The organism is Streptomyces sp. CAU 1734 (genome assembly GCF_039888735.1).
GTDB lineage: Bacteria > Actinomycetota > Actinomycetes > Streptomycetales > Streptomycetaceae > Streptomyces.
Window position 1 is genome coordinate 370,901 of sequence record NZ_JBDQQP010000002.1, and the last position, 23,775, is coordinate 394,675.

Consider the following 23,775-nt stretch of genomic DNA (forward strand, 5'->3'; position numbering starts at 1 on the left):
GAGTCGGGTGGGCGAACCGGACGGGGCACCGGAGCCCCGGCTGCCGCTGCTCCTGGAGGCCGTGCTCAGCGTCGGTGTCGATCTGGACCTCCCCGCCACGCTCCAGCACATCGTGGACACCGCCACCGAGCTGGCCGGAGCCCGCCACGGTGTTCTCGAAGTCGTCGACACGGAGCACGGCGGACCGGCCGAGCTCTTCACCTCGGGGCTGACCGAGGGGGAACGAAGACTGATCGCACGCCCGGCCGCCGGCGCCCCCCGGCCACCGGGCACACCACCCGAGGTGGCCGGGCCCGGCGGCCCGGACTCCCGTGGAGCGGACTCCGGTGAACCGGGCGGCGGGCCGGCCGCTCTCGCCCTCGTCGCGGAGCTCGCCCGGGGCTCCGGCAGGCCGGCGTCCGAGGGCGGCTCCCGGCCCGGCCCGCCGCCGGCCGGAGCGGCGGACACAGCGGGCGGCGAATCGGCCGCCGCACGGGCCGCGAGATCGCTGCTCGGTGTGCCGATCCGGGTGGAGACCAAGGCGTACGGCAATCTCCACCTCGCCGGGAAGCGCTCCGGCTCCTTCACCGAGGAGGATTTCGCGATGCTGCGGGTCCTCGCCTCCCAGGCCGGTATCGCGATCGGCAACGCCCGGCTGTACGAGACGGCCCGGCAGCGGGAGCGCTGGATCGAGGGCGCGGCGGCCGTCACCACCGCCCTGCTGACCGGGGAGAGCGCCGACGACGCGCTGATGACCGTGGCCGAGCAGGCCCGTATCCTCGCCGACGCGTCCGCCGGGGTGGTGCTCCAGCCGACCGGCGACGGCGGTATGGAGATCGTCGCCGCCTCCGCCGCCGACGACCCGGGCGACATCGTGGGAACCCATATCGCCCCCGGCTCGCCGGTGCTCGTCCAGCTCCTCGGCGGGGAGCCGGTGTTCATCGACGACTCGGCGACCGATCCGAGGATGACCACCCATGTGCGCAGCCGCTTCGGGCCCTCCATGATGCTGCCGCTGCAGAGCGGCGGGCGGCTGATCGGCACCCTCGCACTGCCCCGGCAGCGGTTCGGCCGCCCGTACACGGCCGTCGAGCGGCTGCTCGCCTCGCGGTTCGCCTCCCACGCGGCGCTGGCGCTGGTGCTGGCGGACGCCCAGCACAACCGTGAACAGCTCGCCGTGTACGAGGACCGCGACCGGATCGCCCGCGATCTGCACGATCTGGTCGTCCAGCGGCTGTTCGCCACCGAGATGATGCTGGAGTCGACCCGCCGGCGCGCCGCCGCCGGGGAGACCGAGTCGGACGAGCTGCTGGGCCGGGCGGTGGACGAGCTGGACTCCACCATCCAGGAGGTGCGGACGGCGATCTTCGCGCTTCAGCAGCCGCCCGCCGAGGCGCCGACCAGCTTCCGCGGCCGGGTCCTGCGGGAGACGGCGGGCGCCTCCGCGCTGCTGGGCTTCCGTCCTTCGGTGCGTTTCCGGGGCGCCGTCGACGCGGTGATGACGGCCCCGGCCGATCAGCAGCTGCTCGCGGCCCTGCGCACCGCGCTGGCGGCGGCCCACCGGAGACCGGGCGTCACCTCGGTGGAAGTGGAGGTGGACGCGACAGCCGCGCTCCCGGACGGCCGGGCCGGGGTCCGGCTGACCGTCCGGGACGACGGCCGCCGCGAGGAGGGCGGGGCGCCGGGCACCACCGTCACCTGGCACTCCCCGCGCTGACCGGGGGCCGCGCCACCGGCGGTGTACCCGGTCGGCGCGGGCGGCTTCCCGCTCCCCGGGTGCGCTGAGTCTCCGCGGCTCCGCCCTCCATCCGCTCATCCATCGCCATCCCCGTCTCCGCGTCCCCGCTGTCCATCGCCATCCCCATCCCCGTCTCCGCGTCCCCGCTGTGCTTGTGTCCGTCGCTCCCGTGGCTGTCGTCTCCGTGTCATTCGTCCCCATGGCCGCCGCTCCTTTCATCCGGCCCATGGGGCCGGCTCATCGGGCCGGGCCGCCGCCCGCCGCCCGGAGGGCGATCCGGGTGCTGGACTGGGCCACCCCCGCATCGCGTTTGAGTGCGCGCAACAGCGCGTCCAGCGCCGCCGGATCCGCCGCTCGCGCCCGCACCAGATAGTCGTGCTCCCCGGTCACATGGACGACCTCCGTGATGCCGGGCAGCCGCAGCACCACCCGCTCGAACTCCTCATTGGTCGTGTCGAGCCGGAGGGTGACATCGATGAAGACCACGAGCCCGGGCCGGCCGCCCGCCGTCGGGTCGATCAGGGTGGTGAAGCCCTGAATGACCCCGTCCCGGACCATCCGGCGGACCCGGTCGGCCGCCGCATTGGCGCTGAGGCCCACCCGGACCCCGAGATCCCGGTACGAGATTCGCGCATCCTCCCGGAGAGCTCCGAGGATTTCACTGTCAATGGCGTCCATACCGCGATTATCTCGGTGTGGGCCGTAATTCGGCCGCGTGCCCACGGGCCGAGGTCCGACAGTTTCGCTCCATGAGCGAGCTGTGGACGACGGTGACCGCCGGGACGGCGGCGGGTCTGGGTGTGGCGATGCCACTGGGGGCGATCGGGGTGCTGCTGGTGCAGCAGGCGATGCGCGACCGCCGCGGGGCGGTGGCCGCCGCGGTCGCCGTGGCGGGGGTGGACATGGCCTATGCGGCCGTGGCGACGGCGCTCGGGCCACTGGTGGCCGCCGCGCTGTCGGGGATGGAGGCATGGGTGCGGCTGCTGTCCGCACTGGTCCTGGCGGTGATCGCGGTCCGCGGACTGTCCGCGGCCGGCCGCCACGCCCTGCCGATCACTCCCGGGGAGAGCGGCGGGCCGGACGGGGCATCGGGCCGGGACGGGTGCCCGGGCGGACGCACCGTGGCCGGCCCGGCTCCGGCCGTCTCCCCCTCGGCGCCGGTGTCGGCAGCCGCTCCCGCCAGGGTCTTCGCGCGATTCGCCGGGCTCACCCTCATCAACCCGACCACCGCTCTCTACTTCGCGGCGCTGACCACCGCCAGGGGCGAGAACCTCTCCGGCGGGGCGGCCGGGACGGTGTTCGTCGCAGCCGTCTTCGCGGCTTCGCTGATCTGGCATCAGCTGCTGGTCGCGGCCGGCGGCTTCGCGGGCGCGCGCATCTCGGCACGGGCCCGGTCCTGGACCTTCCGGATCGGGTTCGGGCTGGTCGCCGTCCACGCGGTGAAGGTGGCACTGCCGCTTCCCGCGCTGTGATCCGGCGGAATCCCGGCCCGGCGGGTACAAGGGGGAGAAGAAGAGCATCACGCCTCCCGGCGGTCTCGCTGAATTCGCTGTGCGGGGGGAACGACCCGGCCGAGCGCTTCCGTTCCGGGATGGCGAGAGGTCGCCATCCCGGTGTGGACGGGGGTCGCGGTGGCTACGCTCGGGAGTGCGCAGAAGTGAGGACAGCAGGAGATACGACGGCATCGGATGCGGATCCGGTCCCGTCCCGGGGCCGCCGCCGGGACAGGCCGGGGAACCGCCGGACGGTGCCGAGCCGCGTACACCCGGTCGGGCAGAGCGGAGTGGGCCGACCGTTCGGCCCCGGCCCCGGTCTGATCCGGTCCGACGCGGTCTGATCCGGCCCGGTCCGCGAGGGCGGGCCGTGCCGGGTGGCCGTTGCACTCGGCCGTCCGTCCGTCACATGTCACATCACGTCATGTCACGTCATCCATCGATGGGAGAACAACGAGTGAGTGAGCTCTTCCCCGCACTGGACCCGGCCTCGGACCGGCCCGCCCTGCGGTTCGGCGAGCGCGGTCTGACCCATGGGGAGCTGACGGCCGCCGCCGGTTCGCTCGCCGCGCGGCTGGGCGGGGCGTCCCGGGTCGCGCTCTGGGCCACCCCGTCGCTGGAGACCGCCGTCGGTGTGGTGGCAGCGCTGCTGGCCGGAGTGCCCGTGGTGCCGCTGAATCCGCGGACCGGTGAGCGGGAGCTGGCTCATATCGTCGCGGACAGCGTGCCCGTCGCGGTTCTCGCCGGGGCCGGGGACACACTGCCCGAGGCGCTGGGACGGCTGGAGCGGATCGACATCCCGGTGGCCGCCGCCGGGCCTTCGTCCCCGCCGGGCGGCGGGCGGCCCGTGCCGGCACCGCCCGGGGCAGCGGCGGGGCCGCCGGCGCCGGGGCCTCTCGATCCGGCGCTGATCGTCTACACCTCGGGCACAACGGGTCCGCCCAAGGGAGCCGTTCTGCCCCGGCGGGCCATCGCGGCCTCCCTGGACGCGCTGGCGGACGCCTGGGCGTGGACCGACGCCGATGTGCTGGTGCACGGACTGCCGCTGTTCCATGTGCACGGCCTGATCCTCGGTGTCCTCGGCCCTCTGCACAGGGGTGGTGAGGTGCGCCATCTGGGCCGGTTCTCCGTCGAGGGGGTCGCCCGGGAGCTGTCGGACGGCGGCACCATGCTCTTCGGGGTGCCCACGATGTACCACCGGATCGCGGAGTCGCTGCCCGGGGATCCGGAGCTCGCCAAGGCCCTGGCGGGCGCGCGGCTCCTGGTGTCGGGATCCGCCGCCCTGCCCCTCCACGACCACGAGCGGATCGCGGAGGCCACCGGCCGCCGGGTGATCGAGCGGTACGGCATGACCGAGACCCTGATGAACACCAGTGTGCGGGTGGACGGCACACCCCGGCCCGGGTCGGTCGGCACCCCTCTCCGGGGTGTGGAGCTGCGGCTGGTGGAGGAGGACGGGGCCGAGATCACCGCGTTCGACGGGGAGACCATCGGCGAGATCCAGGTGCGCGGGGAGCATCTCTTCACCGGATATCTCAACCGGCCGGACGCCACCGAGGCGGCCTTCGACGGGGACTGGTTCCGCACCGGCGACATGGCGGTGCGGGACGAGGACGGTTCGGTGCGGATCGTCGGCCGCAAGGCCACCGACCTGATCAAGAGCGGCGGCTACAAGATAGGAGCCGGTGAGATCGAGAACGCGCTTCTCGATCACCCCGGTGTCCGCGAGGCGGCGGTGACGGGTGAGCCGGATCCGGACCTCGGCGAGCGGGTGGTGGCGTGGATCGTCGCCTCGGACACCCGGACACCACCGGGAGAGGACGAGCTGGCGGACCATGTGGCCGCGCAGCTGGCCCCGCACAAGCGCCCCCGTGAGGTCCGCTTCCTCGACGCCCTGCCGCGCAATGACATGGGCAAGATCATGAAGCGTTCCCTGGGCGGCGGCTGAGCCCGTCGCCGGCACCGGACTCGGCCACCCGGTGCCGGCACCGCCACCGGTACCGGCACGCCCCGGGTGAGCGGGTACCGTCCGGCCGCCGGTTCGGCGCGCGTCGCGGCGGCGGGGCGCCTAGCGTGAGAAGAGGAATCCTTCACGACGGGAGGCGGTGGGCCATGGCCGTGCGACCGGAAGGCACGCCCTGCTGGGCGGACGCGCTGTTCGCCGATCCGGAGGCCGCCAAGGGCTTCTACGGTGAGGTGCTGGGCTGGACATTCGGCGAGAGCTCGGCGGAGTTCGGCAACTACACACAGGCGTATGTGGACGGCGGGGCCGTGGCGGGCCTGGCTCCGCGGATGCCGGGGATGGAGGGCCCCTCGAGCTGGAATCTCTACTTCGCCACACCCGATGCCGGGGAGACGGCCGCGAGAATCCGCGCCGGCGGCGGCAGTCTGGCGATGGACCCCATGCCCGTGGGCGACTTCGGCACGATGGTCACCGCCCAGGACCCGACCGGGCTGTTCTTCAGTTGCCTGGCAGGCGGGCAGCCATGAGGGCTTCGGGAAGACCGGTGTGCCGGGAGCGTATACCTGGGCGGATGTGTACACCCGGGAGCCGGAGCGGACTGACCCCTTCTTCCTCTCCGTCTTCCCGCTCCGGGCCGAGCGGATGGAGGTCGACGAGGTCGACTTCCAGGTGTGGAAGGCCGGCGACGACCCCGTGGCCGGGCGGCTGCGGATGACCGGTGAGTTCCCGCCCGATGTGCCGCCGTACATCAATGTGCACTTCGCCGTGCCGGATGTCGACGACTCGATCACCGCCATCGGAAAGCTCGGCGGGCGGAAGGTGTACGGGCCGATGGACAGCCCGTTCGGACGGTTCGCGACCGTTCAGGACCCGCAGGGCGCGGTGTTCTCCGTCATCGATACGGAGACGCGGGTGGGTGAGATGCCCGCCTTCTCCTGACACTCCGCCGGCCGGCGGCCCCACCCTCCCGAGCCGGAACGGACCGGGATGAGACGAGACGGGACGGGACAGGTCCGACGGGTCCGGACGGACCGTCAGCGGGCGACGATCACGGCCTCGGTGGCCTTCACACTCGACCACACCGCGCTGCCCTCGCCGATGCCGAGCTCCACGGCGGCCCGCGGGGTGATCTCGGCGACCAGATCGGGCGCCTCCGGGGAGGTGATCAGCAGCCGCAGCCGGCTGCCCGAAGCGGTGATCTCGCGGATCGTGCCGGGCCAGACATTGCGCGGGCTGCCGCCGGGCCGCTCGCGGTGCACCGAAACGGCCTCCGGGGCGATGACGGCCAGCGCGTCGGTACCGGCGGGGAGGGGTTCCGCGACCACGAGTGTGCCGCCGCCCGGCAGGCCGAGGCCGTGCTCGGTCGCCGTCCCGGGCCAGGCGTTGCGGCCGAGCATCCGGGCCACCCAGGGCGAGCGGGGATGGCGGGTGACCTCGGCGGGCGGCGCGTCCTGCACGGCCCGGCCCTCCTCCAGGACCAGAACCCGGTCCGCCAGTGCCACGGCCTCCACCGGATCGTGGGTGACGATCAGACAGACTCCGCCGAAGCCTTCGAGATGGGTGCGGAGCGTGGACCGCACCCGGGCGCGGGTGGTCTGGTCGAGGGCTGCGAGCGGCTCGTCGAGAAGGAGCAGCCGGGGCCGGGCGGCCAGCGCGCGGGCCAGGGCGACCCGCTGGGCCTGGCCGCCGGAGAGCTCGGCGGGCCTGCGCCCGGCGAGTGGTCCGACACCGAGCCGGTCCAGCCATTCCCGGGCGCTGCGGCGGGCCTCGGCGCGCGGCACCCCTTGGGCGCGGAGCCCGTACGCCGTGTTGCCGAGAGCGCTGAGATGCGGGAAGAGCGCGCCCTCCTGGGGCACCCAGGCGACCCCCCTGAGATGGGGAGGGAGCGGGGTCACATCGGTGTCGCCGAGGCGGAGTTCGGCATGGGCGCGGGGGGTGAGTCCGAGCAGGGCGCGCAGCAGCGTGGTCTTGCCGGCTCCATTGGGGCCGACGACCGCGATGGTGGTGCCCGGTTCGGCGTCGAGGGAGAGCCGGGTGGCACCGGTGACCTCCGCCCGCAGGGAGACCGGCGCGGCGGACTCCGGATCCCGTACGGTCCCCCGCTTCCGTACGGAACCCCGCTCCCGTACGGAACTCCGCTCCCGCACCGAACCGCGCTCCTGTGCGGCCCCGCCGTCCCGGCCCGGGACGGGAGCTCCGGGGCCCGCCGGGACGGGGTCGGCCGGGACGGGGTCAGCAGGGCCGGAGTCGGGCGGGTCGCCGGGCGGGATCCGCGTACCGGTGGCGGCGGGCTCGGTGCCGCCCGTCCAGCGTCCCCGGAGGGCGATGAGCACGGTCATGGCGACGGCGAGCAGCAGCAGCGAGACCGAGGTGGCCGCCTCGGGGTTCTCCTGGAGCAGCAGATAGACCTGGAGCGGCAGGGTCTGGGTCGCACCGGGCAGATTCCCAGCGAAGGTGATGGTCGCGCCGAACTCCCCCAGCGCGCGGGCCCAGGTGAGCGCGGCCCCCGCGATCAGTCCGGGGGCGACCATCGGCAGCGTGACGGTGCGGAACACCCGTACCGGGGAGGCTCCGAGCGAGGCGGCGGTCTCCTCGTACCCGGGCCGCAGTCCGCGCAGCGCGCCCTCCAGGCTGATGACCAGGAAGGGCATCGCGACAAAGGTCGCGGCGACGACGGCACCCGAGGTGTGGAAGGGGAGAGTGATCCCGAAGGTGCTCTCCAGCCAGGGGCCGATCACCCCCCGCCGGCCGAACCCGAGGAGCAGGGCCACGCCCCCGACGGTGGGCGGCAGCACCATCGGCAGCAGCACCAGTGAGCGGACGAGCACCTTCCCCCGGAAGGGCATCCGCGCCAGCAGCCAGGCGAGCGGCACCCCGAGGAGCAGGGAGAGCCCGAGCGCCCAGCAGGAGACCAGCAGCGACAGACGGAGCGCCTGCGTGACGGCCGGGCTGCTCAGATGGGTGCCGAGGTCGGCCCACTCGGTACGGACGAGGATGCCGATCAGCGGCAGCAGCAGGAACGCGACCGCGAGCAGGGCCGGGAGGACGAGGGCGAGCGGCGCCCCCGTACCGCCGGCCCCCGTACCCCCCGAACCCGTACCTCGCCGGCGGAAACCGCGAGAACCGAAGCGAGAACCGGGCCGGAAGTAACCGGAGCCGGCGGAAGAGCCCGTGGAAGAGCAGCCCTCGGAGGAACCCGGACCGGAGTCGGAACGAGGGCTGGGACGGGGACTGGGACGAGGCCTGGAACGGGGGCGTTTCATCGAGGTCCTGGTGTTTCGGTGCCCGGTGGTTCCGCCGGGCCGGCGACCGCTCCCGGGGAGCGGGAAGGGCCGCTGAGTGAGAAGAAGCCCGTCAGGGCTGCTGGAAACCCGCCTCCCGGAGGATCTTCTGCGCTTCGGGACCGCCCAGCCAGGCCACGAAGGCGGCCGCCGCGGCGGAGTGCTCCGAGGTCTTCAGGGTCGCGGCCGGATACCGGGCAATCGCGTTCTGCGCGTCCGGGATCTCGATCGCGTCGACCTTGTCCCGCGCTCCGTCCGCGTCCGTCTTGTAGACGATCCCGGCGTCCGCCTCGCCCAGCTCGACCTTGCTGAGCACCGCGCGCACATTGGGTTCCTGGGAGACCGGGCGGACCTTGACCCCGGCGGCGTCGAGCACCTGCGCGCTGTACCGGCCGACAGGCACCTCCGGGGCGGCCAGCACCACCTTCAGACCGCTGTCGGCGAGGTCCCCGAGAGCGTCGATCCGCTCCGGGTTGCCCTCGGTGGTGACGATGACGAGCCGGTTCCGGGCGATGACGGCCGGTGTGCCGGTCTCCGCCCGCAGCCCGTCCATGGTCTTGGTGTCGGCGGTGACCAGGACATCCGCCGGGGCTCCCTGCCGGACCTGGGCGGCCAGTTCCTGGGATCCGGCGAAGGAGAAGGTCAAATCGGTGCCCGGGTGGCTCTTCTCATAGGCGGCGCCCGCCGTCTCGAAGACATCGGTGAGCGAGGACGCGGCCAGCACGGTGAGATCGGCCGCGGGCGGATTCCTCCCGGTGGATTCCTTCCCGGCGGCCCCGGTCTCCCTCCCGGCGCCGGTGTCCTTCGCGCCGCCGTCGCCGCAGGCGGTGAGCGGCAGCAGCAGGGAACCGGCCAGCGCGAAAGCGGCGGCGGTACGGCGGTGGCGCCGGAGGACGGCGGAAGACGGTGACATGGGGCGGCACTCCTCGCTGAGCATCGTGCTGATGGTGGCGGACGGTCGCGGCGATTCAGGGCCGGTCGATGTGCACACTGGTCGACTTCACCCGGGCGGTGGCCCGCATGCCGACCTCAAGGCCCAGTTCCTCCACGGCTTCCCGGGTCAGCAGGGAGACCAGCCGGTGCGGTCCGGCCTGGATCTCGACCTGGGCCGCCACATCGCCGAGCTTGACGGCGGTGACGATCCCCGGGAAGGCGTTGCGCGCGGAGGTGTACGAGGGCTCCTCGTCGCCGCCCTGTCCCTGGCCCTGTCCCTGGGCGAGCTCGATGGAGAAGGCGGCCAGATCGCGCCCGTCGACCAGGCGCCGTCCGCTCTCGTCCCGGTGGGTGGCGACCCGGCCCGCGTCGGCCCAGCGGCGTGCGGTGTCGGGGCTGACGCCGAGCAGCCGGGCCGCCTGGCCGATGGTGTAAGAGTGCATGACAACACCGTAGGCGGGGCAACCCGGCATTTACAAGGAAAAACCTCTCTCACCATCGCAGATGCGCATCCGATCGCATCCAGCGACGGGTAGATGCGGCCCGGTACCGAACCAGAAGATTCCGCAGGAAAACAAAGGAATCAGGATGGATTCGGCACCGGGCCGCCCGGATCAGGAGCTCTCGGCCAGCTCGGCGCGGACGGTGCGCGCCGCGGCGACCAGGTTCTCCAGCGAGGCGCGGGTCTCGGGCCAGCCGCGGGTCTTCAGTCCGCAGTCGGGGTTGACCCAGAGGCGTTCGGCCGGAATCGCGGTCAGCCCCTTGCGGAGCAGGGCCGCGGCCTCCTCCGCGCTCGGCACCCGCGGGGAGTGGATGTCGTAGACCCCGGGCCCGGCCTCGCGGGGGTAGCCGTGGGCGGCGAGTTCGGTGGCGACCTGCATGTGCGAGCGGGCCGCCTCCAGGCTGATGACATCGGCGTCGAGGTCGTCGATGGCCTGGACGATGTCGCCGAATTCGGCGTAGCACATATGGGTGTGGATCTGGGTCTCCGGCCGGACGCCCGCGGTGGTGAGCCGGAAGGACTCGGTGGCCCAGTCCAGATAGCCGGCGTGGTCGGCGGCGCGCAGCGGGAGTGTCTCGCGGAGCGCCGGTTCGTCGACCTGGATGACGGAGGTTCCGGCGGCCTCCAGATCGAGCACCTCGTCGCGCAGTGCGAGGGCGACCTGTCGCGCGGTGTCGCCGAGCGGCTGGTCGTCGCGGACGAAGGACCAGGCCAGCATGGTGACCGGGCCGGTGAGCATGCCCTTGACGGGCCGCTCGGTCAGGGACTGGGCGTAGGTGGTCCAGCCGACCGTCATCGGCTCCGGACGGGAGATGTCGCCCGCGAGGATCGGCGGCCGGACATAGCGGGTGCCGTACGACTGCACCCAGCCGTGCTGGGTGGCGAGATAGCCGACGAGCTGTTCCGCGAAGTACTGCACCATGTCGTTGCGCTCGGGTTCGCCGTGCACCAGTACGTCGATGCCGGCCTTCTCCTGGAAGGCAAGCACCTCACGGATCTCCCCGCGGATGCGCTCGTCGTATCCGGCGGTGTCGATCCGTCCGGCGCGCAGATCGGCGCGGGCCGTCCGCAGCTCGGTGGTCTGCGGGAAGGAACCGATGGTGGTGGTCGGCAGCAGGGGCAGGCCGAGGTGGGCCCGCTGGGCGGCGGTGCGTTCGGTGTAGGGCAGGGAGCGGCGGCCGTCGGCGTCGGTGACGGCGGCGGTACGGGCCCGGACCGCCGGGTCGCGGGTGAGCGCGGACCCGGCGCGGGAGGCGAGATCGGCACGGTTGGCGGCGAGTTCGGCCGCGATGGCTCCGGTGCCCTGGCCGAGGCCGCGCGCGAGGGTGACGATCTCCTCGGTCTTCTGCTGCGCGAAGGCGAGCCAGCGGGCCACCTGCGGATCGATGTCGCGCTCGGCGGCGGCGTCGAGCGGTACGTGCAGCAGCGAGCAGGAGGCGGCCACATCGACCCGGCCGGCGAGGCCGAGCAGGGTGCCGAGAGTGGCCAGGGACTTCTCGTAGTCGTTGATCCAGATGTTGCGGCCGTTGACCACTCCGGCGACCAGGCGCTTACCGGGCAGCCCGCCGGCGGCGGCGAGGTCGGCGAGGTTGGCGGCGGCGGATTCGGTGAAGTCGATCGCGAGACCGTCGACGGGGGCCTTGGCGAGTACGGGCAGGGCGTCGCCGAGCCGGTCGAAGTAGGAGGCGACCAGCAGCTTCGGGCGGTCGGTCAGTCCCCCGAGGTCGCGGTAGGCGCGGGCGGCGGCACTGAGCTCGGCCGGGGTGCGGTCCTGTACGAGGGCGGGCTCGTCGAGCTGGACCCACTCGGCGCCGGCCGCCCGCAGATCGGCGAGGACTTCCGCGTACACCGGCAGCAGCCGGTCCAGCAGGGTCAGCGGCTCGAAGTCGGCGGCCACGCCCGGGGCGGGCTTGGCGAGCAGCAGATAGGTCACCGGTCCGACGAGGACGGGGCGGCCGGTGTGGCCGAGGGCGAGGGCCTCGGTGAGCTCCGCGACCTGCTTGGCCGGGTCGGCGGCGAAGACGGTGTCCGGGCCGAGTTCGGGCACCAGGTAGTGGTAGTTGGTGTCGAACCACTTGGTCATCTCCAGGGGCGCGACGTCCTGGGTGCCGCGCGCCATGGCGAAGTAGCCGCCGAGCGCGTCGGCGGCGACGGCTTCGCGGTGCCGCGCGGGGATGGCGCCGACCATGACACTGGTGTCGAGCACATGGTCGTAGTACGAGAAGTCGCCGGTCGGCACCTCGCGGACGCCGGCGTCGGCGAGCTGCCGCCAGTTCGTCCGGCGAAGGCCCGCCGCGGTCTCCCGGAGGGCGTCGGCGGTGACGCGGCCCTTCCAGAAGCCCTCGATCGCCTTCTTCAACTCCCGGCCCCGGCCCTGTCGCGGGTATCCGTACACAGTGGCCTCTGCCGCGGCTGCGGGCTTCGATGTCACAGAACTCTCCTTCGCGAGTTTCTCTCCTGACGGATCCCGGATGACGGGGCCGAGGGCGCGAAGGGATGACGAACGGAGACGGATTCACGGCGCATGCCCGAACGGCATACGCATCCGTCTCTTCTGCGCCGACCCGCCCACGAGGTCACCGGGATCACCGCGCACGGGGGCCGTGCGCGGACAGCGGGCAGGTCTTCGGACTCGCGGGCACGTTCCGGCGTACGGAACACCTACTGGCCGTCGCTTCCCGGGCCCGTGCGGACCCAGTGCGTATGACGGCGGTCGTTCCCACTCACCGCTGCGGGGCAGTCCCGGATTCTCACCGGGTTCCCTCTTGCGACGCGTCTGCCTGGCGGGCAGGGCGAACCAGCTGCCCCGCCAGGGTAGAGGCCAGAAGGGCGGGAAGAACATCATTGTCCGAATACCGGTATGCGTTTTGAGACAACAGCGGGGTGCCGCGCACCCCTGACACCATGTCCCAGGACCGTCCGTCACCCCGCTCACCACCGGAAAGTACCCGCAGCCGTGCTCGTCGCCCGCTCCCTCGCCCTGTTCGCCGTCGCCGCCCTGCTGGAGATCGGAGGCGCCTGGCTCGTCTGGCAGGGCATCCGGGAACACCGGGGCTGGATCTGGATCGGCGCCGGTGTCATCGCGCTCGGTCTCTACGGAGTCGTCGCCACCCTCCAGCCGGACGCCGAGTTCGGGCGCGTCCTGGCCGCGTACGGGGGAATCTTCGTCGCCGGGTCGATCGCCTGGGGTGTGGTCGCCGACGGCTACCGGCCGGACCGCTTCGATGTCGCCGGCGCGCTGATCTGCCTGGCCGGCATGGCGGTCATCATGTACGCGCCCCGCGGCCACTGACCGCCCCTCCGGGCCCTCCGTCCCGGCCCGCCGCCCCTTACTGCACATTTTGTGCAACTACAATCGATCCGCAAGAGCAGGGCTCGGGTGAAGAGACAGAGGAGGCCGCTCATGGCCGCTTCGCGGATCGTGCTGGGCATCGAGTCGTCGTGCGACGAGACCGGTGCGGGACTGGTGAGGGACGGGGTACTGCTGGGTCACGCCGTGGCGACCAGCATGGACGAGCATGCCCGCTTCGGCGGTGTGGTGCCGGAGATCGCCGCCCGCGCGCACATCCACGCACTCAATCCGGTCATCGGCCGGGCGCTGGACGACGCCGGTCTGCGGCTGTCCGACATCGGCGCCGTGGCGGTGACCACCGGTCCGGGCCTCTCCGGCGCGCTCCAGGTCGGCGTGGCCGGCGCGAAGACACTGGCGTACTCCCTCGGCGTACCGCTGTACGGCGTGCACCACCTCGCCGGGCATGTGGCGGCGGACACCCTGGAACACGGACCGCTCCCCGACCCCTGCATGGTGCTGATCGTCTCCGGCGGCCACACCTCGCTGCTGCTCGTACGGGACCTGGCGCGCGACCCGATCGCCCATCTCGGGGACACCATCGACGACGCCGCGGGCGAGTGCTTCGACAAGGTGGCCCGGGTCTTCGGCCTCCCCTACCCCGGTGGTCCGGCCATCGACCGGGCGGCCCGGGACGGCGACCCGAAGGCGGTCCGGTTCCCGCGCCCGCTGACCGGACCGCGCGACTCCGCGTACGACTTCTCCTTCTCCGGGCTCAAGACGGCCGCCGCGCGCTGGGCGGAGAGCCGGCGGGAGACCGGAGTGCCGGTCGCGGACGGCGCGGCGGCGCTCCAGGAGGCGGTGGCGGATGTACTGACCCGCAAGGCCGTCGCGGCCTGCGCCGAGTACGGAGTCGGCACCCTGGTCGTGGTGGGCGGCGTGGCCGCCAACTCCCGGGTGCGGGAACTCGCCCGGATGCGCTGCCGGTCCGCCGGGATCACCCTGCGCGTACCGCCGCTGAAGCTGTGCACCGACAACGGCGCGATGATCGCCGCCGTCGGCGATCTGCTGGTGCGGGCGGGGGCCGAACCGGCACCGCTGGATCTGTCGATCGATCCCTCCGCTCCGCTGGAGTACGCGGCGCTGCACCCGGTCGCCCGCGAGCCGATGGCCGCCGGGCGCGTCTGAACCCTTCCCGGGCGGTCCGGGCCCGATCCGGGTCATCCCCGGGCGCGCCGGCGTCACCGCAGGGGGGGCCGAGGGGGTGCCCGCCTCGGCGCGGGCACCCCGCACGGTCAGCCGTCCCGCCGGAATCGCGGGGCCCTCTTCTCCAGGAAGGCGAGCATGCCCTCCTTCTGGTCGGCGCCGGCGAACAGTGAGTGGAAGAAGCGCCGTTCGTAGCGGACCCCGTCGGTGAGGCCGGTCTCCAGCGCGCGGTCCACGGTGTCCCGGGCGGCCCGGACGGCGGGGACGCTGAAGGAGGCGACGGTGCGCGCCATCGCGGAGACCTCGGCCGCCAGCCGCTCGGCGGGGACGACCCGGGCGACCAGACCGGAGCGCTCGGCCTCGGCGGCGTCCATCGTGCGGCCCGTGAGGATCAGATCCATCGCCTTCGCCTTGCCGACCAGCCGGGTGAGCCGCTGGGTGCCGCCCATACCGGGGATGACGCCCAGCGTGATCTCCGGCTGGCCGAAGACGGCGGTGTCGGCGGCGACGATGGTGTCGCACATCATGGCCAGTTCACAGCCGCCGCCGAGGGCGTAGCCGGCGACCGCCGCGATCTTGGGCGTGCGCAGCGCCGTGAATCGCTCCCAGCGTCCGAAGTAGTCCTCGGCGATCATCTCGGGCGCTGACTTGTCCGCCATTTCCTTGATGTCCGCGCCGGCCGCGAAGACCTCGTCGGAGCCGGTGATGACGAAGCAGCCGATGCCCGGGTCGTCGTCGAGCGGCTGGAGCACCGCGAGGAGTTCATTCAGCAGCGGTGTGCTCAGCGCGTTGCGCACCCGGGGCCGGTGGAGCCGGACGGTGACCACGCGGCCGTCCCGATCGGTGGTCAGATGCATGGTGGGACTCCCCTGCGGAAGGTCGGACGGAGCGGATTCGGATGGGTGGGACCGGATGGGTGAGAGGGGCCGGCGAGGCCGAAGCGGAGGGTGAGCTCGCTCGGCATGCCTCAGGAGTCCCAGATCGCGCCGTAGGCCGGAATCCCCCGGCTCTCCAGGCCCTGGACCACATGCCAGGTGAGCTTCTTGTTGGAGATGCAGATCACCGCCTCGGCGCCGAAGTCCCGGTGGGCGGCGAGGGCGAGGGCGAGCATGTCGGGTTTTCCGTGCTCGGCGGTGTCCCAGATCCTGGCCTCCGGCTGAACCGCGAGGATCTCGTCCACGAGGGCGTCGCCGTAGGTCGTCCGGGGGGCGCGGGTGGCCCAGACCAGCAGGGCGGGCACCTCCCTCGCGAGGAGATGGGGGAGGCAGGGGCCTATCCCGCTTCCGGTGGCCACGTACACCACCCGGGTGAACAGGGTCTCCACATTGGCGACCCCCGCCGTGGTGATGCCTTTGGTCCAGACCTCGGTGGGCAGATCGTCGATGAACTCGCCCGTCCAGTCACCGGCCCGGGAGATGGTCAGGCGGTAGCCGCTGCGGCCGGGCTCGGGCACATTGGCGAAGGAGTGCCACTGTCCCAGCGGGCTGCGGCTGATCGCCGTCGAGGAGCCGGCGAAGGGCGTCACCCCGTAGTCGAACCGCGCGAGCGCCACATGGGTGGAGGGCCGCTCCGCGGTGACCGCGATCCTGCGCAGCCGGAACCAGGGCAGCGCCACGCTGAAGGTGATCAGGGCCAGCAGGTGGACGGCGGACGAGGTGAGCGGTGATTGCCGCTCTTCATGGGCGACGAGCAGGGTCTGCGTCCAGAGCAGGAGAAGCGCGGCCCAGCCGCCGTACCGGTGGATCCGTTCGAAGTGGTCGTGGAATCGGGCCCGGAAGGCCGGCAGCGCCGTGGCGATGATCGCGATCAGCAGGACACCCAGGGTGTACGCGACCGCGAGCACCGGTGCGGGCGCGCCCCGGAGGGTCATGGCCCCGATCAGGGCGAGGAACCAGAGGGTTCCGGCGGTGGCGCCGCCGACGTGCAGCCCTCCGAAGTGGTACACCTTCGCCAGAATCCGGCGGACGCCCAGCGGCCACGAGGTCGGCGCCGATGTGGCCAGCCGGAACAGCGCGTTGATCACGTACTGCTGGCGGACGACGACGGCGAGGGCGACATTGATCAGCGCGGCGTCGGAGAGTTCCGCCGCGGACAGGGAGTCGCCGCCGCTCGTCCCGGCGGCCAGGAAGGCCAGGTTGGCCGCGATGACCAGCGCGGCCAGCCGGTGATAGTGCGTCAGCAGCGGCCCCGCCAGCGCGCGGCGCAGCCGGCCGGCACGCGGCGGGGAGGCGGGAGCGTGGTCGCGGGGGCGTACGGGTGCGGTCATGACGCCGCCTCGGTCAGCAGCCGCCGGGCGAGCGTCAGCAGCCGCGCCTTGTCGATCTTGCCGCGGCCGGTCCGGGGAAGGGTCTCGCATGCGTGGATGAGGTCGGGGACGCAGTAGTAGGGCAGCGCTCCGGCGACGGCCCGCCGCGCGTCCTCGGTGCCGACGTCCTGCGGGGTGACGAAGGAGACGAGCGTCCGGTCGTCGACTTTCAGCGTCACCGCCCGGCCACAGCCGGCCACGGTCTCCAGTACGGCCGACACACCGTCCAGTTCGACCCTGAAGCCGCGGACCTTGACCTGATCGTCGGTGCGGCCCAGATGTTCCAGTTCTCCGTCGGGTGTCCAGCGGCCGAGGTCGCGGGTGCGGAACATCAGATGTCCGGCACCGAGGAAGGGGTCGGGGAGATAGCGCTCGGTGTTGAGCCCCGGATTGTTCAGATAGCCGGCGCTGACCCCGGCCCCGCCCGCCCACATCTCGCCCACGGCGCCGATGGGCAGCGGCCGCCGGTGCTCGTCGAGGATGTAGACGGTGTTGTTGGGTGTGGGGCGTCCGATGGTGAGCCGTTCCGCGGAGCGCCTGTGGCGCTGGAGTGTGTTGACGATGGTGGTCTCGGTCGGGCCGCAGCCGTTGTGGAAGGCGCAGACATCCGACCACCGGTCGGCGAGCGGGCGCGGACAGGGCTCCCCGGCCACCGCCACGGTCCGGACGCGCTCACACCGCAGTGGGTCGAGACCGGCGAGGATCGTCGGTGTGGCGATCAGGACGTCCGCGGTGCGCGCCGTCTCGGCGAAGTCGCTCCCCCTGAGCAGCAGGGTGGCACCGTGGCTGAGGGCTCCGAGGATTTCCCAGGCGGCCATGTCGAAGGCGATGTTGAGGAGCTGCGCCACCCGCTGTCCCGGTCCGATTCCGAGGTTGCCGGGGGCGCTGTGCAGCAGATTGCAGACATTGCGGTGGGTGACGGCGACTCCGTTGGGCGGACCGGTGGTCCCGGAGGTGAAGAGCACATAGCAGGCGTCGTCCGCGCGCGGTTCCCGGACCGGCCGGAAGGGCGGGAGGCCGGGCTCGTCCGGCTCGGTCATCAGCTCGTCGAGGGCGATCAGCCGCTGTCCGGAGCGGACCGGGACCCGGTCGGCGTACTCGGCGAGTGTCAGGACGACCCGGGGCCGGGTGGTCCGCAGTACATGGCGCAGCTGTGCGGAGGGGGCGATTCTGATGTCCTGGGGCACATAGGCGGCTCCGGCCTTCAGCACGCCCAGGAGGGCGACGAGCATCGGCAGGGAGCGGTGGACGAAGACGGGGACGCGGTCACCCGGCCCCACTCCGAGCGACGCGAGCAGGCGGGCGAGCCGGTCGGCGCGGCGGTCGAGCTCCCCGTAGCCGATGGTGGTTCCGAGATGTTCGGCGGCCGGCGCCGCCGGCCGGGCCGCGGCGTGTGCCTCGAACGCCCGGTGGACGAGGGCATGGGGAATCGGCCGGCGGGGCCCCGTCCCGTACAGCTGGAAGAGTGACCGGTCCGCGGGGGCGAGTCCGTCGAGCAGCTCGCTCTGCCAGGCCCCCGCGGGCAGCCGGGTTTCCGGCGCACTCCGTTCTGCCAGGTCTTCGCGCATGGTCAGCGCACCTCCTGAGATACGGCATCGGTCTGATGCGGCTCAGGGAACCCGCTGCGACACGGCGGACACCAGTGGTACAGACCATTCGTCAGACTTCTGTAAGACACCTGTCCGCCGGGGGCGGGGGAGGTACGGGGCACGCGCTCGGACGGCGGAGACGGGCCGCCGGCGCGAACGGAACTCCGAAGGCACGCGCACGGACGGCGAAGACGGGCCGTCAGCGCGAACGGAACTCCGGAGGCACGGCCACGGACGGCGGAGACGGGCCGGCGGCGCGGACGGGGCTCCGGGGCGCCGGGAGTACCGGCGCGGGCCGGGGATGATCGCGGGGGGCCTCGCGGAGACGTCCGGCCGGCCGGGCGGGAGCCGCCGGGAGCGTGACCTCGAATCGGCAGCCGCCCGTGATGTTGCCCGCCTCCACCCGGCCGTCGTGCGCCTCCACGATTCCGCGCACGATGGCGAGGCCGAGTCCGCCGCCCGCCGGGGGCGTCCGCGCCGGGGTGCCTCGCCAGCCGGCGTCGAAGAGACGGGGGAGATCGGCCTCGGGGATGCCTCCGCAGCCATCGGTCACGGAGAGGACGACGGTGTCGCCCCGGTGTTCCGCGGCGACGGCGACCGCGGCGCCCGCGGGCGTGTACCGGATGGCGTTGGCCAGCAGATTGACCAGGACCCGGGACATCTCCCGGGCGTCGGCCTCGACGGGGACGGCATGGGTCTGATCGGCCGTCAGCCGGACACCGTGCTCGCGCGCGAGGGGGACGACACAGTCGAGTGCCTCGGCGACGAGATCGTCCACCGACACACGGGTCCGTGCCAGGACGAGGGTTCCGGCGTGGATCCGGGAGAGTTCGAAGAGATCGCCGACCATGGTGTTGAGCCGGTCGACCTCCTCGCGGATCCGGCGGTGATAGCGGACCGGGTCGGCGGCCACACCGTCCTCCAGCGCCTCGGACATGGCGCGCAGCCCGGCCAGCGGGGTGCGCAGGTCGTGGGAGATCCAGGCGACGAGTTCACGGCGGGATGCCTCCAGCGCGCGCTCGCGCTCCCTGGACTCGGCCAGCCGGAGGCTGGTGGCCGCCAGTTCGCCGCTGAGGGCGGCGATCTCCGCCGGCGCGGCACCCTCGGGCGCGGTGAAGGCCCCGCCGTCGCCGAAGTTCCGGGCCGCGAGGACCAGCGCACGGCAGCTGTCGACGACCCGGCGGCCGAGAATCAGCGCGGTGCCGAGGGAGATCACGGACGCCATCGCGACCACCAGGGTGACCACGGTCAGATCGTGGGCGGAGAGGAACATCGCCCAGCAGACCGTCAGGGTTCCGGCCAGCATGGCGGCCACCGCGACGGCGACGACCACCGCGAGGGAGACGGCGATCGAGCGGCACCGGAGCATCCGCAGGACCATATCGCCCAGCAGCCCCGCGGCGGCGGCGCCGACCAGAGCGTACGCCGCGATCAGGACCATGTCGGAGAAGGACATCACCGATCCGGGTATCCGTCGAAGCGGTAGCCCGCCCCCCAGACGGTACGGATCAGACGGGGGCGCGCCGGATCCTCCTCGATCTTGCTGCGCAGCCGGCGGACATGGACCGTGACGGTGGACAGATCGCCGAACTCCCACCCCCACACCTCCCGCACGAGCTGTTCCCGCCCCCAGGTCAGTCCCGGGTGGCGCATGAAGTGGCCGAGCAGGTCGAATTCACGCAGTGTCAGGGATATGGGGAGCCCGTCCCGGGTCACGCTCCGTGCTCCGGGGTCGAGTTCCAGACCCGCCGCCCGCAGAACGGGCCCGGCGGATCCGGCCCGTTCGGTCCGGCGCAGTACGGACTCCACGCGAAGGACCAGCTCGCGGGGGCTGAACGGCTTGGTGACGTAGTCGTCGGCCCCGACTTCGAGGCCGAGTATGCGATCCTCCTCGCCGCTGAGCGCGGTCAGCATGATCACGGGTACGGGGCCGTCGCGGCGCAGGGCGTGACAGACCTGGAATCCATCCATTCCGGGCAGCATCAGATCGAGGACGACCAGTTTCGGCCGATGGGCGGCCGCCGCGGCGAGCGAGGAGGGGCCGTCGGTGGCGAGATCCACCGAGAAGCCCGCACGGCGCAGATAGCCGACGACCACTTCGCCGACGGTGGGGTCATCGTCCACGACCAGGACATGGTGAGGGGGCATGCGGCCAGCGTCGCATCAGCGCCGGGCCCGGAACATGGGTGGAAGGGACCCGGGTTGAGCGGCCGGCGCACCGAAATGCCGGGCCCGTCCCGGGCGGTGGGTTCCGTACCCGGGGCGGGAGGGACACCGGCGGCCTCGCCGGGCCCGTCACGGGCGCCGGACACCCGGCGAACCCCGCGGACGGTCCGGCGGGAGGGCCGGACGGCGGGGTGCGCGTACACCGGCCGCGGTTCCGTGTGACGCGGGCATGAGGACCGGCTCCCACTCCACCCGGCGACTCCGGTGGGCCACCACCCCTCCACCCCGCCGCACCGGGCCGGCGGCGCTACCGTGAGGGCATTCCCCGGCATCGGCCGCGAGCCGCCCCCTCCCCCCACCGACCTTCCGGAGCCACGATGCGCACCTCGGAGATCCGCACCCGATTCCTCGACCATTTCGCCGGGCGGGGCCACACCGTCGTCCCCAGCGCGCCGCTGCCCACCCCGGATCCGACGCTGCTCTTCGTGAACGCGGGCATGGTGCCGTTCAAGCCATATCTGACGGGTGAGATGGCCCCGCCCTGGCCCCGGGCGACAAGTGTCCAGAAATGCATCCGCACCCTGGACATCGAGGAGGTCGGCAAGACCACCCGGCACGGCTCCTTCTTCCAGATGAACGGCAATTTCTCCTTCGGCGACTACTTCAAGGAAGAGGCGATCGAATTCGCCTGGGAGCTGTCGGTGAAGGACCGCGAGGAGGGCGGTTACGGGCTGGACCCCGACCGCGTCTGGGTCACCGTGCACCACTCCGACGCGGACGCGCGCGGTCTGTGGCGGCGGATCGCGGGGCTGCCCGACGAGCGGATCGTGGCCCGGGGCGATGAGGACAATTTCTGGTCCATGGGGGTACCGGGCCCCTGTGGCCCCTGCTCGGAGCTGTACTACGACCGGGGCCCGGCGCTCGGCCGCGCGGGCGGCCCGGCGGTCGACGAGGACCGGTACATGGAATTCTGGAACCTCGTCTTCATGCAGTACGAGCGCGGCGAGGGCCCCGGCAAGTCCGGCTATCCCATCCTCGGCGAGCTGCCGCGCCGCAATATCGACACCGGCATGGGCCTGGAGCGCATGGCCACCCTGCTCCAGGGCGTCGACAATCTCTACGAGATCGACGAGACCCGCCCGATCCTGGACCGGGCCGCGGAGCTCGCGGGCGTACGGTACGGGGCCGACACCGCCGCCGATGTACGGCTGCGGGTCGTCGCCGACCATGTGCGCACCGCGCTGATGCTGCTCACCGACGGCACCACCCCCGGCAATGAGGGCCGCGGCTATGTGCTGCGCCGGATTCTGCGGCGCGCCGTCCGCTCGATGCGGCTGCTCGGCTACGAGGACCCGGCCCTGCCCGAGCTGCTGCCGGTCGCCCGGGACTGCATGGCCGCGAGCTACCCGGACATCACGGAGGCGTACGGCCGCAGCACGGACCGCGCGGAGGCGGAGGAGGACGCCTTCCGCTCCACTCTGCGGCAGGGCACGACGGTGCTGGACACGGCCGTGAACAGGGTGCGGGAGGAGGGCGGGCGGGCACTGCCCGGGGCGCAGGCGTTCCTGCTCCACGACACCTACGGCTTCCCGATCGATCTGACCCTGGAGATGGCCGCCGAGCAGGGCGTGGAGGTCGACCGTGAGGGGTTCACCGCCCTGATGAACGCCCAGCGCGAGCGTGCCCGCGCGGACGCCCGGGCCCGTAAGTCCGGCGGTACGCGGGACACCTCGGCGCTGCGCGCGGTGCTGGACGCGCACGGGCCCACCGACTGGCGGGCCTGGGAGACGCTGACCACCGTGTCACGGGTGCTGGGCGTGGTCGGTCCGGCCGGTCCGGTGCCGGCCGCCGGGGAGGGCGAGATCGTCACCGTACTGCTCGACCGCACCCCCTTCTACGCGGAGTCCGGCGGCCAGGACAGCGACGCGGGACGGCTCACCGGCGCCTCGGTGGAGGCGGATGTGCTCGATGTGCAGCGCCCGCTGCCCGGACTCGTCGCCCACCAGGTGCGGATCACCGCCGGCGAGCTGGCCCCGGGGGATGTGCTGAACGCCGCCGTCGACCCCGAGTGGCGGCTCGGCGCGCGGCAGGCCCACTCCGGCACCCATGTGCTCCATGCCGCCCTGCGCGAGATCCTCGGCCCGTCCGCCCTCCAGTCCGGCTCGTACAACCGCCCCGGCTATCTGCGGCTGGACTTCCCCTGGCGCGGCGCCCTCTCCCCCGCCGTCCGCGGTGACATCGAGGAGGCCGCCAACCGGGCGCTCCGGCGCGATCTGCCGGTGGGTGTCTCCTGGATGACGCTTCCCGAGGCGAAGGAGCTGGGCGCGCTGGCCCTCTTCGAGGAGACCTACGGGGAGAAGGTGCGGGTGGTGGAGATCGGCGGCGCCTGGTCGCGCGAGCTCTGCGGCGGTACGCATGTCGAGCACGCGTCCCAGGTCGGCGTGGTGTCGCTGACCGGTGAGTCCTCGGTCGGCGCGGGGATGCGGCGGCTGGAGGCCGTGGTCGGTCTGGAGGGCTTCGACCACCTGGCCAGGGAACGCGATCTGGTGGCCCGGATCGCCGAGCTCTCCCCCGGCCCGCGCGCGGAGCTCCCCGACCGGATCGCCGGCCTGGTCGCCCGGCTGAAGGCGGCCGACCGGGAGAACCAGCGGCTGCGCCGCGAGGCCGCGCTCGGCCGGGCGGCGGAGCTCGCCGGCGGTGCGCTGGAGGTCGCGGGGGTACGCGTGGTGGCGGCCGGCGTCCCGGCCGGCGAGGCCACCGACGAGGCGCGCACGCTGGCCCTGGCGGTACGGGACCGGCTGCCGGCGGACCGGCCCGGTGTGGTGGCGGTGGGCGTGCCCGGCGGCGGGGGCGCGGTGCTGGTCACGGCGGTCAATGCCACCGCCCGTGAGGCGGGCTGGAGCGCGGCGGCCCTGGTGAAGCGGCTCCTCGGCGGACGCGGCGGGGGTTCACCGGAGGTGGCCCAGGGCGGCGGCATCCCGGCGGAGCGGCTGCCCGAGGTCCTGGCGGAACTGCCCGGCCTGATCGCGGACGGCCCGCGCGGCTGAGCGGGAGGCGCGGTGTGAGGACGGGCCCGTACGCCGCCGTCCTCATACCGGGCCGGGCCGGCGCGAGCTCGGAGCCGCGCATGGCCGGGGATCTCGGTGCGGGGGTTCGGCCGGGGCTCGGTGCGGGGGTCGGCCGGATCTCGGTGCGGGGGTCGGTCCGGGGGCGGCCGAGGCTCGGGTCCGGGGCTCGGTCCGGCGCGAGGACGGCGGCCGGAAGGATCCCGGCCCGGGAGCGGAGCGAATCTCGGCCCGGGGGGGGAACGGATCTCGGTCCGCGGGTGGGG

The 23,775-nt window shown here is 73.0% G+C and carries 16 protein-coding genes, 1 pseudogene and 1 riboswitch; of the genes and pseudogenes, 7 read left to right on the forward strand and 10 right to left on the reverse strand.

Annotation, left to right across the window (positions count from 1 at the left end):
- Positions 1-7 precede the first annotated feature (7 nt).
- Positions 8-1,696 carry a GAF domain-containing protein gene (locus AAFN69_RS05375; RefSeq protein ID WP_347727106.1) on the forward strand — a complete coding sequence of 563 codons (1,689 nt, stop codon included), beginning with the start codon at positions 8-10 and terminating at the stop codon, positions 1,694-1,696.
- Between the two features lie 258 nt (positions 1,697-1,954).
- On the opposite strand, the gene AAFN69_RS05380 is transcribed toward AAFN69_RS05375, so the two are convergent.
- Positions 1,955-2,395, reverse strand: a complete 441-nt coding sequence (locus AAFN69_RS05380) for an Lrp/AsnC family transcriptional regulator (RefSeq protein ID WP_347727107.1) — start codon at positions 2,393-2,395, stop codon at positions 1,955-1,957.
- A 71-nt stretch (positions 2,396-2,466) separates the two neighbouring features.
- Here AAFN69_RS05380 and AAFN69_RS05385 point away from each other — a divergent pair, with 71 nt between their 5' ends.
- The 3 genes and pseudogenes from AAFN69_RS05385 (at position 2,467) to AAFN69_RS05395 (ending at position 6,112) form a co-directional block, all read left to right on the forward strand.
- Positions 2,467-3,189 carry a hypothetical protein gene (locus AAFN69_RS05385; RefSeq protein WP_347727108.1) on the forward strand — a complete coding sequence of 241 codons (723 nt, stop codon included), beginning with the start codon at positions 2,467-2,469 and terminating at the stop codon, positions 3,187-3,189.
- Positions 3,190-3,667: 478 nt separating this feature from the next.
- A complete protein-coding gene (locus tag AAFN69_RS05390; protein WP_347727109.1) occupies positions 3,668-5,158 on the forward strand; it encodes an acyl-CoA synthetase in 1,491 nt (496 codons plus the stop codon).
- 164 nt (positions 5,159-5,322) lie between these two features.
- Positions 5,323-6,112: pseudogene (locus AAFN69_RS05395) on the forward strand (VOC family protein).
- A 95-nt stretch (positions 6,113-6,207) separates the two neighbouring features.
- On the opposite strand, the gene AAFN69_RS05400 reads toward AAFN69_RS05395, so the two are convergent.
- The 4 genes from AAFN69_RS05400 to metE all read right to left on the reverse strand — a co-directional run bounded on the left by AAFN69_RS05400 (position 6,208) and on the right by metE (position 12,320).
- Positions 6,208-8,436 carry an ABC transporter permease gene (locus AAFN69_RS05400; protein ID WP_347727110.1) on the reverse strand — a complete coding sequence of 743 codons (2,229 nt, stop codon included), beginning with the start codon at positions 8,434-8,436 and terminating at the stop codon, positions 6,208-6,210.
- A gap of 91 nt (positions 8,437-8,527) precedes the next feature.
- Positions 8,528-9,367: a molybdate ABC transporter substrate-binding protein gene (gene modA / locus AAFN69_RS05405; RefSeq protein WP_347727111.1), complete on the reverse strand. Its 840-nt coding sequence runs from the start codon at positions 9,365-9,367 to the stop codon at positions 8,528-8,530.
- Positions 9,368-9,422: 55 nt separating this feature from the next.
- The gene (locus AAFN69_RS05410) at positions 9,423-9,830 is read right to left on the reverse strand and encodes a helix-turn-helix transcriptional regulator (protein WP_347727112.1); all 408 of its coding nucleotides are present in this window, start codon (positions 9,828-9,830) and stop codon (positions 9,423-9,425) included.
- Between the two features lie 171 nt (positions 9,831-10,001).
- Positions 10,002-12,320 carry a 5-methyltetrahydropteroyltriglutamate--homocysteine S-methyltransferase gene (gene metE, locus AAFN69_RS05415; protein ID WP_347727113.1) on the reverse strand — a complete coding sequence of 773 codons (2,319 nt, stop codon included), beginning with the start codon at positions 12,318-12,320 and terminating at the stop codon, positions 10,002-10,004.
- A gap of 168 nt (positions 12,321-12,488) precedes the next feature.
- Positions 12,489-12,706: riboswitch (cobalamin riboswitch) on the reverse strand.
- Between the two features lie 139 nt (positions 12,707-12,845).
- Here metE and AAFN69_RS05420 point away from each other — a divergent pair.
- Positions 12,846-13,181, forward strand: coding sequence for a YnfA family protein (locus tag AAFN69_RS05420; RefSeq protein ID WP_347727114.1), 336 nt, complete (start codon positions 12,846-12,848; stop codon positions 13,179-13,181).
- Between the two features lie 111 nt (positions 13,182-13,292).
- Positions 13,293-14,366, forward strand: a complete 1,074-nt coding sequence (gene tsaD, locus AAFN69_RS05425; protein ID WP_347727115.1) for a tRNA (adenosine(37)-N6)-threonylcarbamoyltransferase complex transferase subunit TsaD — start codon at positions 13,293-13,295, stop codon at positions 14,364-14,366.
- 107 nt (positions 14,367-14,473) lie between these two features.
- Here tsaD and AAFN69_RS05430 read toward each other — a convergent pair whose 3' ends face one another.
- The 5 genes from AAFN69_RS05430 to AAFN69_RS05450 form a co-directional block, all read right to left on the reverse strand.
- Positions 14,474-15,241, reverse strand: a complete 768-nt coding sequence (locus AAFN69_RS05430; RefSeq protein ID WP_347727116.1) for an enoyl-CoA hydratase-related protein — start codon at positions 15,239-15,241, stop codon at positions 14,474-14,476.
- Between the two features lie 110 nt (positions 15,242-15,351).
- Positions 15,352-16,650, reverse strand: coding sequence for a hypothetical protein (locus AAFN69_RS05435; protein WP_347727117.1), 1,299 nt, complete (start codon positions 16,648-16,650; stop codon positions 15,352-15,354).
- The gene (locus AAFN69_RS05440) at positions 16,647-18,257 is read right to left on the reverse strand and encodes an amino acid adenylation domain-containing protein (RefSeq protein ID WP_347727118.1); all 1,611 of its coding nucleotides are present in this window, start codon (positions 18,255-18,257) and stop codon (positions 16,647-16,649) included. Before AAFN69_RS05440 ends, AAFN69_RS05435 begins: the two co-directional genes overlap by 4 nt.
- Positions 18,258-18,477: 220 nt before the next feature.
- The gene (locus AAFN69_RS05445; RefSeq protein ID WP_347727119.1) at positions 18,478-19,734 is read right to left on the reverse strand and encodes a HAMP domain-containing sensor histidine kinase; all 1,257 of its coding nucleotides are present in this window, start codon (positions 19,732-19,734) and stop codon (positions 18,478-18,480) included.
- Positions 19,734-20,426 (reverse strand): response regulator transcription factor, encoded by a 693-nt coding sequence (locus tag AAFN69_RS05450; protein WP_347727120.1) that lies wholly within the window; start codon positions 20,424-20,426, stop codon positions 19,734-19,736. The genes AAFN69_RS05445 and AAFN69_RS05450 overlap by 1 nt, the downstream gene beginning before the upstream one ends.
- A 395-nt stretch (positions 20,427-20,821) precedes the next feature.
- Between AAFN69_RS05450 and alaS the strand changes: the two genes are divergently transcribed.
- Positions 20,822-23,491 (forward strand): alanine--tRNA ligase, encoded by a 2,670-nt coding sequence (gene alaS / locus AAFN69_RS05455; RefSeq protein ID WP_347727121.1) that lies wholly within the window; start codon positions 20,822-20,824, stop codon positions 23,489-23,491.
- Positions 23,492-23,775 lie beyond the last annotated feature (284 nt).

Coding starts and splice junctions, on each gene's coding strand:
- AAFN69_RS05380 (WP_347727107.1), bottom strand. CDS start 2,395: ATGGACGCCATTGACAGTGAAATCCTCGGAGCTCTCCGGGAGGATGCG.
- AAFN69_RS05385 (WP_347727108.1), top strand. CDS start 2,467: ATGAGCGAGCTGTGGACGACGGTGACCGCCGGGACGGCGGCGGGTCTG.
- AAFN69_RS05400 (WP_347727110.1), bottom strand. CDS start 8,436: ATGAAACGCCCCCGTTCCAGGCCTCGTCCCAGTCCCCGTCCCAGCCCT.
- modA (WP_347727111.1), bottom strand. CDS start 9,367: ATGTCACCGTCTTCCGCCGTCCTCCGGCGCCACCGCCGTACCGCCGCC.
- AAFN69_RS05410 (WP_347727112.1), bottom strand. CDS start 9,830: ATGCACTCTTACACCATCGGCCAGGCGGCCCGGCTGCTCGGCGTCAGC.
- tsaD (WP_347727115.1), top strand. CDS start 13,293: ATGGCCGCTTCGCGGATCGTGCTGGGCATCGAGTCGTCGTGCGACGAG.
- AAFN69_RS05430 (WP_347727116.1), bottom strand. CDS start 15,241: ATGCATCTGACCACCGATCGGGACGGCCGCGTGGTCACCGTCCGGCTC.
- AAFN69_RS05435 (WP_347727117.1), bottom strand. CDS start 16,650: ATGACCGCACCCGTACGCCCCCGCGACCACGCTCCCGCCTCCCCGCCG.
- AAFN69_RS05440 (WP_347727118.1), bottom strand. CDS start 18,257: ATGCGCGAAGACCTGGCAGAACGGAGTGCGCCGGAAACCCGGCTGCCC.
- AAFN69_RS05445 (WP_347727119.1), bottom strand. CDS start 19,734: ATGTCCTTCTCCGACATGGTCCTGATCGCGGCGTACGCTCTGGTCGGC.
- AAFN69_RS05450 (WP_347727120.1), bottom strand. CDS start 20,426: ATGCCCCCTCACCATGTCCTGGTCGTGGACGATGACCCCACCGTCGGC.
- alaS (WP_347727121.1), top strand. CDS start 20,822: ATGCGCACCTCGGAGATCCGCACCCGATTCCTCGACCATTTCGCCGGG.